Annotated in this window: 13 protein-coding genes; all 13 read left to right on the top strand. The window is 34.1% G+C overall.

Going from position 1 to position 14827, the window contains the following annotated elements; translation table 11 throughout:
* From HYG89_RS10945 to HYG89_RS10885, 13 genes are read left to right on the top strand one after another with little or no spacing between them, the layout of a single operon-like run.
* Entirely contained in the window at positions 1 to 1314 is a 1314-nt protein-coding gene (locus HYG89_RS10945) for an oligosaccharide flippase family protein (RefSeq protein ID WP_256734003.1), read from the top strand.
* Entirely contained in the window at positions 1301 to 2305 is a 1005-nt protein-coding gene (locus HYG89_RS10940) for a glycosyltransferase (RefSeq protein ID WP_178867461.1), read from the top strand. Before HYG89_RS10945 ends, HYG89_RS10940 begins: the two co-directional genes overlap by 14 nt.
* Before the next feature lie 9 nt (positions 2306 to 2314).
* Positions 2315 to 3682, top strand: a complete 1368-nt coding sequence (locus HYG89_RS10935) for an O-antigen polymerase (RefSeq protein WP_178867459.1) — start codon at positions 2315 to 2317, stop codon at positions 3680 to 3682.
* Between the two features lie 4 nt (positions 3683 to 3686).
* Positions 3687 to 4862 (top strand): glycosyltransferase family 4 protein, encoded by a 1176-nt coding sequence (locus tag HYG89_RS10930; RefSeq protein WP_178867457.1) that lies wholly within the window; start codon positions 3687 to 3689, stop codon positions 4860 to 4862.
* 4 nt (positions 4863 to 4866) lie between these two features.
* A complete protein-coding gene (locus HYG89_RS10925; protein WP_178867455.1) occupies positions 4867 to 5880 on the top strand; it encodes a glycosyltransferase in 1014 nt (337 codons plus the stop codon).
* A 3-nt stretch (positions 5881 to 5883) separates the two neighbouring features.
* Positions 5884 to 6921, top strand: a complete 1038-nt coding sequence (locus HYG89_RS10920) for a polysaccharide biosynthesis protein (RefSeq protein ID WP_178867496.1) — start codon at positions 5884 to 5886, stop codon at positions 6919 to 6921.
* Between the two features lie 2 nt (positions 6922 to 6923).
* On the top strand, positions 6924 to 8036 hold the full coding sequence (locus tag HYG89_RS10915) for an NAD-dependent epimerase/dehydratase family protein (RefSeq protein ID WP_178867454.1): 1113 nt from the start codon (positions 6924 to 6926) through the stop codon (positions 8034 to 8036).
* Between the two features lie 12 nt (positions 8037 to 8048).
* On the top strand, positions 8049 to 9179 hold the full coding sequence (wecB, locus tag HYG89_RS10910; protein WP_168415287.1) for a non-hydrolyzing UDP-N-acetylglucosamine 2-epimerase: 1131 nt from the start codon (positions 8049 to 8051) through the stop codon (positions 9177 to 9179).
* Positions 9180 to 9189: 10 nt separating this feature from the next.
* The gene (locus tag HYG89_RS16065; RefSeq protein ID WP_136143562.1) at positions 9190 to 10386 is read left to right on the top strand and encodes a glycosyltransferase family 4 protein; all 1197 of its coding nucleotides are present in this window, start codon (positions 9190 to 9192) and stop codon (positions 10384 to 10386) included.
* On the top strand, positions 10379 to 11323 hold the full coding sequence (locus tag HYG89_RS10900; protein ID WP_178867453.1) for an NAD-dependent epimerase/dehydratase family protein: 945 nt from the start codon (positions 10379 to 10381) through the stop codon (positions 11321 to 11323). Before HYG89_RS16065 ends, HYG89_RS10900 begins: the two co-directional genes overlap by 8 nt.
* Positions 11324 to 11330: 7 nt before the next feature.
* Positions 11331 to 12344, top strand: a complete 1014-nt coding sequence (locus tag HYG89_RS10895) for a glycosyltransferase family 4 protein (protein ID WP_178867452.1) — start codon at positions 11331 to 11333, stop codon at positions 12342 to 12344.
* Entirely contained in the window at positions 12337 to 12864 is a 528-nt protein-coding gene (locus tag HYG89_RS10890; RefSeq protein WP_178867451.1) for an acetyltransferase, read from the top strand. Before HYG89_RS10895 ends, HYG89_RS10890 begins: the two co-directional genes overlap by 8 nt.
* A 45-nt stretch (positions 12865 to 12909) precedes the next feature.
* On the top strand, positions 12910 to 14784 hold the full coding sequence (locus HYG89_RS10885; RefSeq protein ID WP_178867450.1) for a nucleoside-diphosphate sugar epimerase/dehydratase: 1875 nt from the start codon (positions 12910 to 12912) through the stop codon (positions 14782 to 14784).
* Positions 14785 to 14827 lie beyond the last annotated feature (43 nt).

The raw sequence follows: 14827 nt of genomic DNA, 5'->3' as shown, positions 1-14827 counted from the left end.
ATGTATAAGTTAATTGTAAGATCAGCTAAAGATCCTAGAATAAAAAATTCTATTTGGATGATGTCGGAAAAGTTAATTTCTATATTTGGTTTAATTTTTGTCACATCATTTGTCGCGAAATATATTGGTCCTGAGAATTTTGGAAAACTTACATTTGTGACTTCAATTTTTGCAATTGTACAAACAATTGCATTGATGGGTACGGAAAATATTATTTTCCAAAAAACAGCTAAAAGCCGAAAATTTGGTGAGTATTTAATTTTTGCCTCAAAAAAAATTAGAGATTATATATATAAGGTATTTTGTGTTGTTATTTTAGTTGTTATTTATATCTATACAGATCGTCTAACATTTATTTTCGGTTTTGCAACAGGTATTGCAATTTATTTTGCTGTACACGATGTATATAGTATTTATTTCAATGCTATACTTGAATCAAAAATTAATGCATATTGTAATATAGTTGCGCTGATTATTTCACTATTAGTTAGATATTTAATAGTATTTTTCAAGCTTCCTATAGAGTTTTTAGCATTACCAATTGTTTTAATTACTTTTATTCCATTTGTCATTAGAAAGTATATTTATATAAAAAAAAGAATTATTATTAAACCTAATGAAAAATTAACAATCTGGCGTTATCGTAAATATACTTTTTTAATTGGTCGTAAATTAATTATTTATTCATTATCAGTTGCAATTTTTACTAAAACTTCACACATTATTCTTGGGCTCTATTCAAAAAGTGAGCTGGGAATATACATTGTAGCATCTACACTAGGTTTTAGTTATTATTTTATTTTGTATTCAATAATTTCATCTTTTTTTACTAATATTTATCAAGAGAATGATATTGATAAAGCAGATTTTTTGGTTGCTAGATTAAATTTACTAATACTGGTTATCTTTATTGTTTTTTATTTAATATTTAGCACTTTTGGTGATTTTATTATCGTTAAATTGTATGGGGAAGATTTCTTGGAAGCAAAAGAAATTCTAATGCTCATTGTTTTTGCATGCTTATTTTCTGGCATTTCTACAATTTCAGATAAATACATAATGAAATTTAACTCATATAATTATTTGAGAATTAAGACTAATATTTTAGTGCTCTTAAATTTTCTTTTATCATTCTACTTTATAAGTAGATTTGGTTTAAAAGGTGCAGCGATATCAATATTAATCACTGAGTTACTAGCAGCAACGGTATTGAATTACTTTTTTAAAAGTGGATTGATTTTTAAAAACCACATTCAATTGGTAAATGTTAATTTTTTTAAGAAGTTATTGGGTAGGGAAAATGTCAAATTTTAAGGATTTATCTTTAATAGTTCCATGTTACAATCAAGAAAAATATTTATTAAGGTTTTTTAATTCAATATTAAGATTAAATGTAAAGAATATAATAATTGAAATTATATTTGTAAATGATGGATCAAATGATAATACGGAAAAAATTATTAAATCTTATTTGGATCAAAATAATAATAATATATCCTATAGATATCTGAAGCAAGAAAATTCAGGCGTTTCGAGTGCAAGAAATTTAGGATTGGTTAGTGCACTAGGTGAGTATGTGTGGTTTGTAGATCCAGATGATGAAATTGGTTTTATTGATATAGACTTAGTAATCAATAGGATGAGGGAAGAAGATATTGAAATTCTTTTAATGGGTTATGATACTGTTAGAAGTCCGAGTTCTATATATTCAATTAGATATAATAACCTACAGTATTTTCCAAGTAAAGATTTTAAATATTTACTTACTAGCCACACAATTGAATCGGTTTGGAATAAGATTTTTAAAAAAAAATTGTTAATTGATCATGATATTAATTTTATGGAAAAAGTTAGTTTTGCTGAAGACTTCTTTTTTATAATAAAGGCATTTTCTGAATCAAATAAAATATTTTTTTCGAATATCAATTCATATTCATACTATATAAATTCGAATTCGTTAATGGGTAAATATCAGAATGACATAAAAAATTTAAGATATAAAATCTTTGAATGCTATATGAATTATTGTTTAATCCAGAAATTGGATTTTACAGGAATTACAGAAATATATATTAAGGATACATTTGTTAGTGTGGTTCTAAATTCGATGAAAAAAAAGGATAGTAATTTTTTTGATATATTTTTAGAATCTAGGGATACTATTAAACAATGTTTAAATGTTGTTGCTGAAAAGAAAATCAAGCAAAAAGCTTATGGTTGTAAAGATAAATTCTTTAAAATTATGTTTAATTTTAAAATGTATTCTTTATTAATTATATTTATAATGATTTTCTATTCAATTTAATGGTGATGTATGAACAAATATTCATTAATTTTTTTTGTGAATTCTGTATTTTGTTTTTCTTCCTTGATTCTTTATTTTTTTTCACCAGGGATATATGATTTTTATTATTGTTTATTGATAATGATATGTTATTTTGCTTTTAATTTATTTTTCTTTTTATTTGATGAAACTATTAAAAGAATTGGTATTGGATTTGAATTTTTTTTCTTTTTTGCATTTTTAATGGCAAATTTTATTTATCCAATTTTTTATTTTAATGACAATCCAAATGTTAGTTTGTTTTCATTTTCATTTAATGAAAATATTATTACTAAATCAACTAGTTTGGCTTTGGTTGGTTATAGTTTCTATATTTTAGGTGCAACAAATTATAAAAAAGTAAATTTATTGAGTAATTTAAATTTGAAAAATAATAATACATTGGGAGGGGGGTATATTGTACTTACTCTAATGTTTTATTTGATGTATGTTTTTTTTGGCGGTCTTGAACTCTTAACTGGAGTATATAAGGGTGAGGCTGATATTGAAGAAGTAAGCTTATCGTCATATACATATGTTATTTTTGAAATACTAATTCTAACATTAACTTGGTTGTTCTTTTTGTTGAATAATAGAGTTTTAAAAACAGCATCTATGATTTTAATTTTTTCTGTAATAGTTGGGATGCTTTTAACAGGATCTCGTAATCTATCTGTTGCGATATTACTTATTATCTTTTGTGGTCTTACTAGATATATAGTGAAAGTTCCTAAAATAATAGTTCTGATATTAATTTTTATTGGTGCTTCTATAATGTATTTTATTCAATTGCTTAGGTCTTTTGGGGGGAGAGGGGATGCTGATTTAGCAATAAATGCTTTTAATGAGTCAAGTGGTTTTTTTGATCCATTTTTAGATTTAATTATAAATAATAGAAATCTATATGTACTAGTGGATTTTGTAGATAATTTTAATTATGTATATTTTTATAATATTCTAACTTCTTTATTTGGATTTCTTCCTTCCACTCAAATTATTATTTCTCTATTTAATATACCATCTTATTTTTTCTCTGGAAAGTTTACAACTTTTTTGGAATTTGGGTCGAACTCTACATTTGGATTAGGCACCAATATGGTTGGAGAGGCATATTTATCTTTAGGTTTAGTAGGAGTAGTGCTTGTATTTTTTTTAATAGGAAGAGTAGTTAGATTCTTTAGAAATGGTTCCTTTACTAATTCTTATTACTCATTGGCATATTTTATTTTAATTAGTCAATCTGTTTTTATGGTTAGAATGGATTATCTTTTTTGGAGTAGAAAGCTTATATGGGCCCTTTTATTTTTCTTTCTGATATATCAATTTACAATTCTTTTAAATTTGCGGTTTAAGAAGTAAACTTATGAATATTTTATATTTAATACCAAGCCTTTCAAACTCTGGTGGTATGGAGCGTGTTTTAACAGATAAAGTTAACTATTTAATTAAATTAGGTAATTATAGTATTACTATTTTAACAACTGACATGAAAGCTACTGAAAGTCCATTTTATGAATTAGATGTTAATATTAAAGTAATTAATTTAGAGATTTTTTTTGATAGTATATTTAATCTCCCTCTTCTTAAAAAGAGAAAAGAAAGCAAAGTCCTATTAGAAATGTACGAAAGGAAACTTTCTAAATATATTTTAGACAATCAAGTGGATATTTGTATTTCTATGGGCGCAAAAGAACTCGAGTTTTTCTCAAAGCTTGATGTACCTGTTGTTAAAATTTTTGAATCTCATTTTAATCCAACAGTTAGAAGTAGTTTTATTGCTGTTCATAAAGGGAGTTCATTATTTTGGCGTATATTAGGAAAGTATAGAGATTGGCAATATCTACAGCAAACGAAAAACCTAGATCAGGTTGTGGTACTTACTAAAAATGCGCAAATAGAATGGAAAAAGACACATAATAATGTTTGCTTAATTAACAATCCTAGCCCTTTTGTCACTATTAGTGATAAAATTGATTTTACAGAATACAAAAGAGCTATTGCTATTGGACGTTTAGAAGATCAAAAAGGCTTTGATCTTCTAATAGAAAGTTGGCGTAACGTATACTCTAAATATCCAAATTGGAAACTTGATATTTTTGGTGAAGGATCAAAAAAAAATCTCCTCCAAAAGAAAATTAATGAAAATAATTTAGATCAAGTGATTACCCTCAAAGGCACAACACGAAATGTACAACAGGAACTGCTCACAAGTGATTTTTATGTAATGTCTTCCAGGTATGAAGGTTTACCAATGGTTCTTTTAGAAAGTATTTCAAATGGTCTTCCCATTGTCTCTTTTGACTGTCCTACAGGTCCGGCGGAAATTATTGAAAATAATGATTGTGGAATACTGGTATTGAATGGAAATATTAATGACTTAAGTGAAAAAATAATTAGTGTGATTGAGAATGTAGATTTAAGAAAAAAAATGTCCACTATCGCTATAGAAAAGTCAAAAAAATATTCAATTGAGTTGATTATGAGACAGTGGGAGCAATTATTTACTGAAATGCTTTCTAATAAAGCAAGGAGTAAATGAAAAGATGATTCTATTAGATGCCGTACATATAAACAATGGAGGTGGGTTGGTTCTCCTTAAGTATCTAATTGATTTTTTTGAAAATAAATCATTGGATGTTTTTTATTTACTCGATTCAAGAGTTGAGAGTTACTTTAATGAAATAGATGTGGGTAAAAAAGAGTTTATATCTAACTCTATTTTGGAGCGACACCTTTTTTATAAGAAAAATAAAGATAAATTTGATAAGGTTGTTTGTTTTGGTAATCTACCTCCTACAGTCAGATTGAATGCTAAAGTTTTAGTTTATTTCCATCAAACACTTTTTTTAAATTTTCCTAAAGATTTTTCTTTAAAAAATAGGTTTTTATATAAAATTAAACAATCTATTCTTAAATTTACTAAAAATAATGCTGATATTTGGCTGGTACAAAGTGAAAATATTAAGTCTGAATTTACGAAAAAATATTTGGGTGAGGGTGCTGGAAAAGTTATAAAACTGCCATTTTATCCTGAGTTGAATTTTTCTGGTTATAATGTGAATAGAGTTAAGCATAGTTTATTGTATGTTAGTAATAGCTCTCCTCATAAAAATCATTATAAGTTAATTGAGGCTTTTTGTTTGGCTTATGATGAAGTACATAAGGGGGAACTGACGGTCACTGTGCCAAGTACAGATTTAAATTTATGTTCATTTATTCAGAACAAAATAGATCTGGGCTACCCAGTCAAAAATGTTGGTTTTATAGATAGAGAAAAATTAACAGAACTTTATTTGAGTAGTGAGTATTTGATATTTCCTTCATTGGCTGAAAGTTTTGGATTGGGTCTTGCTGAAGCTATAGATGGGGGATGTAAAATAATAGCGTCAGATTTGAAATATACTTATGAAGTTTGTCAGCCTTCATTAGTTTTTAATCCTATTAGTATCAATTCTATGCAATCTGCCATAGTAACTGCTATTCAAATTGAATTACCTTACGCACAGAAATTAATTGAAAATGATCTTTCAAAGATTATGCAACTTTTAGTGGATTAAATGATGACTTTTGCAAACAAAACTCTTCTTATTACTGGCGGTACAGGTTCATTTGGTAATGCTGTTCTAAAACGCTTTTTAGAAACAGATATTAAAGAAATCCGTATCTTTAGTCGTGATGAAAAAAAGCAAGATGATATGCGTAAGAAATACCAATCGTCTAAACTGAAATTTTATATTGGTGATGTACGCGACTATAACAGCGTACTGAATGCAACACGTGGGGTAGACTATATTTACCATGCGGCTGCTTTAAAACAAGTTCCTTCTTGTGAATTTCACCCTATGGAAGCGGTAAAAACCAACGTTTTAGGTACAGAAAATGTGTTGGAAGCAGCCATTCAAAACCGCGTAAAACGTGTGGTGTGCTTAAGTACAGACAAAGCTGTTTATCCTATCAATGCTATGGGCATCTCCAAAGCCATGATGGAAAAAGTCATGGTAGCAAAATCACGTAACCTAGAAGAACTAGAAACAGTGATTTGCGGTACGCGTTATGGTAATGTGATGGCATCTCGTGGTTCAGTCATTCCATTGTTTGTAGATCAAATTCGCCAAGGTAAACCGCTTACCATAACAGACCCTAACATGACCCGCTTCATGATGACTTTGGAAGACGCGGTTGATCTAGTCTTATATGCGTTTGAACACGGTGAAAATGGTGATATTTTTGTACAAAAAGCACCTGCAGCAACCATTGAAGTTTTGGCTCAAGCATTAAAAGAACTACTTAAAGTAGAAGAACATCCTGTTTCTATTATGGGTACGCGTCATGGTGAAAAAGCCTATGAAGCCTTGCTTAGCCGTGAAGAAATGGTGGTTGCGATAGACCAAGGCTATTACTTCCGAGTGCCTGCAGATCAACGTGACCTCAACTATGAAAAATATGTAGAAGAGGGCGACTCAAAAATTTCTGAATTTGAAGATTATAACTCACATAATACCGACCGCTTAGATGTTGAAGGTATGAAGAAGTTATTATTAAAACTTGAATTCGTACGTGCTTTAACCCAAGGTCAGTATATAGATCCAGAGGCTTAAACATGAAAATTCTAGTCACAGGCTCTAACGGCTTTATTGCAAAAAACTTAATTCAATTTCTGTCTGAAAAATCTGAAATTGAAGTTTTAACATTTAACCGTAATTCTAGTTCAGCAGAATTAGAACAATCTGTACTTGCTGCGGACTGGATTGTGCATTTAGCAGGGATTAATCGTCCTTTAAATGAACAAGAATTTATAGATGGAAATATCACACTTACGCAAAAAATTGCAGATATTCTCAAACAATCAAAAAAGCAGACTCCAGTTATTCTTTCTTCATCGATTCAGGCAGAACGTGACAATGCCTATGGGCAGAGTAAGCTAGGTGGTGAGCAGGTATTATTAGAGTTGAATCAGCAACAGGGCAATGCAGTTTATATTTGCCGTTTAGCCAATGTATTTGGTAAATGGTCACGCCCAAATTATAACTCAGCTGTGGCAACCTTCTGTTACAACACCGCACATGATTTACCTATTCAAATTCATGATGAAAATGCCATGATTCGTCTGGTTTATGTAGATGATGTGGTGGAATCATTTTGGGACATTGTTCAAGGTACAGCACAGGTAGAACAAATTTTTGCAGTACAACCTGAGTATCAAATTAGTGTGGGAAATTTAGCAAAAACTTTAGAGGGTTTTAAGCAATCACGTGAAAGTTTAATTACAGATCGTGTAGGTACAGGCTTAACCCGTGCGTTATATTCGACTTATTTAAGTTTCTTGAAGCCTGAACAATTTGACTATAGCGTACCTAAATATGGTGACCAACGCGGTGTATTTGTAGAAATGCTAAAAACACCAGATGCAGGACAATTTTCTTACTTTACGGCTCACCCAGGTATTACCCGTGGTGGGCATTATCACCACACTAAAACAGAAAAGTTTTTGGTCATCAAAGGTAAGGCATTATTTAAGTTTAAGCATGTGGTGACAGGTGAGTTCTATGAGCTTGAAACTTGTGGGGATGAACCACGAATTGTAGAAACTGTACCTGGCTGGACGCATGACATTACCAATATTGGTGAAGATGAAATAGTCGTGATGTTATGGGCAAATGAAATTTTTGACCGTGAAAAACCTGATACTTATGCAATGCCATTAACCCATTAAAGAGTAAAAGTTGTGAAAAAATTAAAATTAATGACGGTGGTGGGCACACGCCCTGAAATTATTCGTTTATCGCGTGTGATGGCAGTATGTGATCAATATTTTGATCATGTTTTGGTACATACGGGGCAAAACTATGATTATGAGCTTAATGAAATTTTCTTTACTGATTTAGGTATTCGTAAACCCGATCATTTTTTAAATGCAGCGGGTGCAACGGGTGCAGAAACCATTGGTAATGTGATCATTGCTGTAGATAAAGTATTAGAGCAAGTTCAGCCAGAAGCGTTGTTGGTGTTAGGTGATACCAACAGCTGTATGGCAGTATTGCCTGCAAAACGTCGTAAAATTCCAACCTTCCATATGGAAGCAGGAAACCGTTGTTTTGATATGCGCGTACCTGAAGAAATTAACCGTCGTATTGTCGATCATACAGCGGATATTAATTTGACTTATAGCACGATTGCACGAGATTACTTATTAGCAGAAGGCTTACCAGCCGATCAGGTGATTAAAACAGGCAGTCCAATGTTTGAGGTGCTTCATCATTACAAGGCTAAAATTGAAGTATCGGACGTATTGGTGCGTTTAGGTTTAAAAGAGCATCAATATTTTATCGTGAGTGCTCATCGTGAAGAAAATATTAACTCAGATCAAAACTTTTTAGATTTGGTTCAAATGCTGAATGCAGTAGCTGAAAAATATCAATATCCAGTCATTGTATCTACCCATCCGCGTACCCGTAAGCGTATTGAAGAACTAAATATTGAGTTTCATCCCCTGATTCAATTGTTAAAGCCACTTGGATTTAGTGATTACAATAAGTTGCAGCTTTCTGCTAAAGCAACTTTATCTGACAGTGGCACGATTAATGAAGAATCTTCTATTTTGAATTTTCCAGCTCTGAATTTACGTCAGGCGCATGAGCGACCAGAAGGTATGGAAGAGGCTGCTGTGATGATGGTGGGCTTAACAGCAGAGCGTGTTCTGCAAGGCTTAGAGATTCTAGATCATCAACCACGTGGTGAGGAGAGATTATTGCGTTTGGTTGCAGATTATAGTATGCCAAATGTAGGTGAAAAGGTAGCGCGTATCATTTTAAGCTATACCGACTATGTGAACCGTGTGGTGTGGAAGAAGTACTAAGGTTCATATTGTGAAAAAAATAATAGTTGTTTCTGAATTTATTTTACCTGAGCAAAACTCTACAGGTTACTTCTGGTATAAAATTGTTCAAAAAATGGCACAAAGTGCGATTGCAGATAACATATCTGTAATCGCACCAGCAGATAAGCGATATACTGCAAATGAAATTGATAATAAGGTGAGATTAAATTTATTTGATTCGCCCACATACAATAAAAATAGTTTGATTTCTAGAGTTTGGGGACAGATTCAGCAAACATATTTATTTTATAAAAAGATTAAAGGTAATTTACATGCTGATACACAACTTGTATCAGGTACAAATCCACTATTTTTAATGGTGTTAATTTCTATATTAAAAATTTTGAGACCTTTTAAATGGTATCTTTTGGTTCATGATGTTTTTCCACAAAATCTTGTACCTGCAGGTATTTTAAAAGAAAAATCACTTCTTTATAAAATACTGAATACTTTGTTTAATCTTGTCTATGCTCAAGCAGACCATATAATTGTGATTGGTCGTGATATGGAAATGGTGTTACGCCAAAAAAACTATAAAAAAAATATTACAGTCATTCCTAATTGGGTTGATTTTAAAGAAATAGAGCTTCGAGATAAAAATGACTCAGAGTTGATTAAACAACTTAATTGGGAGAGGGAAGTTGTCTTTCAGTTTTTTGGAAATATTGGGCGTGTACAAGGAATTGATCATTTAATACAAGCAATTCGGTTAGTTAAACATCCTCAAGCAAAATTCTTATTTATTGGGGGGGGGAGTGCTGTTGAGGTAGTCAAATCCTACATTGAACATGATAAAAAACTTAATAATGTTGCTTATATAAATGAATTGCCAAGCAGTCAGCGTAGCTTGGGCTTGAGTTCTTGCGATATTGCAATTGTTACTCTGGCTGATGGAATGTTTGGGTTAGGTGTACCAAGTAAAGCATATTTTAGTATGGCAGCAAACCGACCAATTTTAGCAATTATGGATGAAAATACGGAAGTTGCATGTATGGTGAAAGAGCACAAAATTGGTTGGGTGGACTCATCAAATCAGCCACAACTATTGGCACAATTAATAGATGATATTTGTGCGCAAGCATTATTGAAAAATGTAGTTTCATCACGAATTATTTTAGAAAAATATTATCATCAAGATGTTTTACTTGAGAAGTTTGTAAATATTCTGAGATTAGATAATGAGTAGGATATTAATCACAGGTGGTAGTGGCTTTGTTGGTCAGGCTTTGATTCTTAATCTATTAAAGAAAAATTATTATCAAATTATTTCTTTAGTCAGATCATTCCAAGATGATCAGAAATTTGTTGAACAACTTATCGCGGCTAATATTTTTGAAGTAGACTTACCCGATAATCTAGATGTTATTATTCATTTAGCAGGTCGCGCCCATATTCTAAATGAACAAACAACAGACCCATTGTGCGAATTTCGCAAAGTGAATGTAGAAGGTACTTTGCAATTAGCACGTCAGGCTTTGGATAAAAAAGTAAAACGCTTTATATTTATGAGTTCTATCGGTGTGAATGGTTCTGTAACATTACATCAACCATTTACAGCAGATGCTTTACCACAACCTCATGCAGATTATGCGGTTTCTAAACTCGAAGCCGAACATGAACTTAAAAAACTATTTGCGGGATCAGACACAGAATTAGTTATTATTCGTCCTCCTTTAGTTTATGCTGCTCATGCACCAGGTAACTTTGCTCGACTACTCAAATTGGTTGCGAGCAATTTACCTTTACCTTTTGCAGGCACAAACAATAAACGCAGCTTTGTTGCACTTGAAAATTTGGTAGACTTTATTCAAACCTGTATTGAACATCCAAATGCAGCCAATCAAACATTTCTAGTCGCAGATCAAACTCCTATTTCTACACGTGAGCTAGTGCAATATTTAAAGCAGGGTATGGGAAAACCCGCACGTTTTATTTATATTCCGCAACTGCTTATGAAACTAGGCGCAGCATGTGTTGGTAAATCTAAACTTTATGAACAGCTGTTTGAATCGCTAGAAGTCGATACCACCAAAGCTCAAAAGCTGTTGGGTTGGACAGCGCCATTGAGTACCCAGCAAGCGATGCTGCAAGCGGGTCAAAATTATTTAAAAATGAAAGAGTAATTTACGCATGTCAATTTTTGCACTGAGCATCGTATTTTTTATACTGACATTACTATTCACAGGCTACATGCGTCATTATGCCATCAAAAAAAATATAATAGACAACCCTAATGAACGTAGCTCTCACAGTGTACCCACGCCCCGCGGTGGTGGGGTTGCAGTAGTGTGTAGCTACTTGTTGGCGCTCGCGGTGTTGATCTATAGCCAACAATTGACCGTACATATTGGTTTAACCCTGATAGCAGCGGGTTTTGTCATCGCTTTACTTGGTTTTTTAGATGACCATGGACATATTAACTCCATGCTGCGTTTAGCCGTACATTTTTTGGTGGCCATTGGCGTGGTGATCAGCTTGGGAGGCTTTAGCGAAGTTACAGCTTTTAATGGTCTGCAACTTGGCTTTATTGCCAATATCATTGCAGTATTATTTTTGGTATGGTTGCTCAATCTATACAACTTTATGGATGGCATTAACGGCATTGCCAGTGTCGAAGCCATTACTACTCTCGTTAGTATGGGCATTTTGTATTATGTACTGAATACCACATTAAACTCAGACATACTTTGGTTATTGGCAGCCTGTGTATTTGGCTTTTTACTGTGGAACTTTCCCAAGGCTAAAATTTTCATGGGCGATGCCTGTAGCGGATTTCTCGGCCTCACTTTGGGTATTTTGGCGCTCATCGCCCTCAAAGAAAACTTGGCACTGTTTTGTGCATGGATCATTTGCTTAGGTGTGTTTGTGGTCGATGCAACATATACCCTCATAAAGCGCGTGTTGAGCGGCTATAAAATGTATGATGCGCATCGAAGCCATAGCTATCAAATTTTATCGCGTAAATGCGGGAGTCATACGCCAGTGACTTTAGCGGTAGCAGCTGTTAATTTATTGTGGTTATTTCCTATCGCTTATATAACGGTTACACAACCATGGGCGTACCCTGAATTGGCAGTACTGATTGCCTATATACCATTGTTAATTGTGGCTATAAAATTCAAGGCAGGTCATCCAGATGCTTAATAAACCCAGATTGTTAATTTTAGGTGCAGGGGGATACGGTTTGGCCGTTGCAGAAGCTGCAGAACTGAGTGGACAATGGCAAGAGATTATGTTTGCCGATGATCGTTGGCCTGCAACACAGCATGTGGCGGAATATAACATTGTGACAAATATTGCCAATTTAAATCAGTTGCAGAATACGCATCTTCAAGCGATTGTGGCAGTAGGTAATAATACATTACGTCAGCAATGGCAACAGACCTTGCGAGCCTTGGGTATAGAATTGACTTCGGTGATTCATCCTAAAACAGTTGTGAGTCCAACAGCTCAAATCGGTCTAGGGGTTAGTGTGATGGCAGGGTGTATCATTAGTCGTAAAACTGTGATCAACGATGGTGTAATTTTAAATATTGGTACATTATTGGATCATGACGTTGTCATTGAGGAATTTGCTCATTTAAGCGTGGGGGTAAAAGTCGCAGGTGGTCAAACTATCGCTGCACATTCATTTTTAGAGGTTGGAACCTGTATTCTGCATTAAAGTAATACGGTGTTTTAAAATTCAAATATTAATAATAGTATATTTATGAAATCCATTATCGAACCTGCTGTAGAATCCCCCCGCTCAGTCAAACTTGCATTTTTAATGGTGCTGGACTTTTGTGTATTTCCTGTCTTGCTGTGGCTATGTTATGCCATTCGTCAGTTTGACCTAGGCGCAGAAGTGGTGCCCAACTTGGCTTTTGGTTCGGTATGGGCAAGTGTAATTGCCGTTGTATCGCTGTTTATTTTTGGGGTGTATCGCTTTATTGTGCGCACCTACAGCGAGCTGTTTATGGTCAAACTGGGGTTGGGTACTGCTTTGACTGTGGCAGGGTTGTATGCGCTGGCTTACTTTACCGATGCCTTTATTCCCACATCTATTCCGCTCATGTTCGGATTTCTCATGTTCGCATGGGTTTGGTTTAGCCGCGGTTTTATTCGCTTTATCGTGCGTTCTTATTTACAAGCCGATGTACAAAAAAAACGTGTGGCGATTTATGGTGCAGGCAATGCAGGACAGCAAATTGCAGCGGCACTCTACAATTCCGATGAACACTTACCCGTATTATTTATAGATGATGATCCGTCACTCACTGGGCAGCAGTTGGGCCGTTTAAAAGTCTATGATGCAGAAACAGCATTAAAAGTCATGCCGAAAAAGCATATTGATGAAATCTTGATTGCACTGCCTTCGGTCGGACGTATGCGTAAAAGCGAAATCGTCAAATTCTTAGAGCCTGCACATATTAAAATTACCGAAATTCCAGGACTGACCAAACTGGTCGATGGTGAAATTCGCGTATCGGATATTCAGGAAGTCGATATTATTGACTTGTTAGGGCGTGATCCTGTGCCGCCTGTACCCGAACTGTTGGCTAAAAATATTCAAGACAAAATAGTCTTGGTGACAGGCGCGGGGGGGTCCATTGGTTCTGAACTGTGTCGCCAAATTGTCAAAAATAAACCTAAAGCCTTGGTGATTTATGAACTGACCGAATTTGCGTTGTATAGCATTGACAAAGAATTACGATTAAATAGCGATGTCACGATTATCCCGATTTTAGGTTCAGTGCTCGATCAGGCCAAACTAGAGCGAGTGATGGAACAGTATAGAGTTCAAACCGTGTACCATGCGGCTGCTTACAAACACGTGCCTTTGGTAGAATGTAACCCTTTGGCAGGTTTGAAAAACAACGCCATTGGTACAGCATTTAGCTTAAATGCAGCGGTCAAAACAGGTGTAGAAACCTTTGTACTCATTTCTACCGATAAAGCCGTGCGTCCAACCAATGTCATGGGGGCGTCTAAACGTATGGCAGAATTGTATTGTCAGGCGATGGCAGAAGCGCAAGATCAGACCCAAATTAGCATTGTCCGTTTTGGGAATGTTTTGGGTTCATCGGGTTCGGTCGTGCCGCTGTTTAAACAGCAAATTGCCAAAGGTGGGCCTATTACCGTGACTCATCCTGAAGTCACTCGTTACTTTATGACCATCCCAGAAGCCTCGCAATTGGTGATTCAGGCGGGTGCTTTAGGTCAGGGGGGCGATGTCTTCCTGTTAGATATGGGGGAACCTGTACGCATTCAGGATTTAGCTCGCCAAATGATTGCACTGAGTGGTTTAAAAGTACGAGAAACAGGCAGTCAGGAAGGTGATATTGAAATTCACTATTCTGGCTTACGCCCAGGCGAAAAACTTTACGAAGAATTGTTGATTGATGCCGATAATACCGAAGTGACCCAGCACAGTCGGATTTTGCGTTCTTATGAAAAAATGTATCCGTTGGATGAATTACTGATGGTGTTTGAGCGTATGCATGACTTAACCGCAATTCAAAGTGATATCGACTGGGCTTTAGCTCAGCTTGAACACTATGTGGATGGTTATGCCCGTGGTACAGAAATTAAGGTGAACTAAATTTCAAAAACTAAGTTGAAGTAAGTCAGTTCAACTTGTTGAT

Source organism: Acinetobacter sp. SwsAc5 (assembly GCF_013391485.1).
Classification (GTDB): domain Bacteria; phylum Pseudomonadota; class Gammaproteobacteria; order Pseudomonadales; family Moraxellaceae; genus Acinetobacter; species Acinetobacter towneri.
The sequence above is the reverse complement of the archived record's forward strand: the minus strand, read 5'-3'. Positions and strand labels throughout refer to the sequence as shown.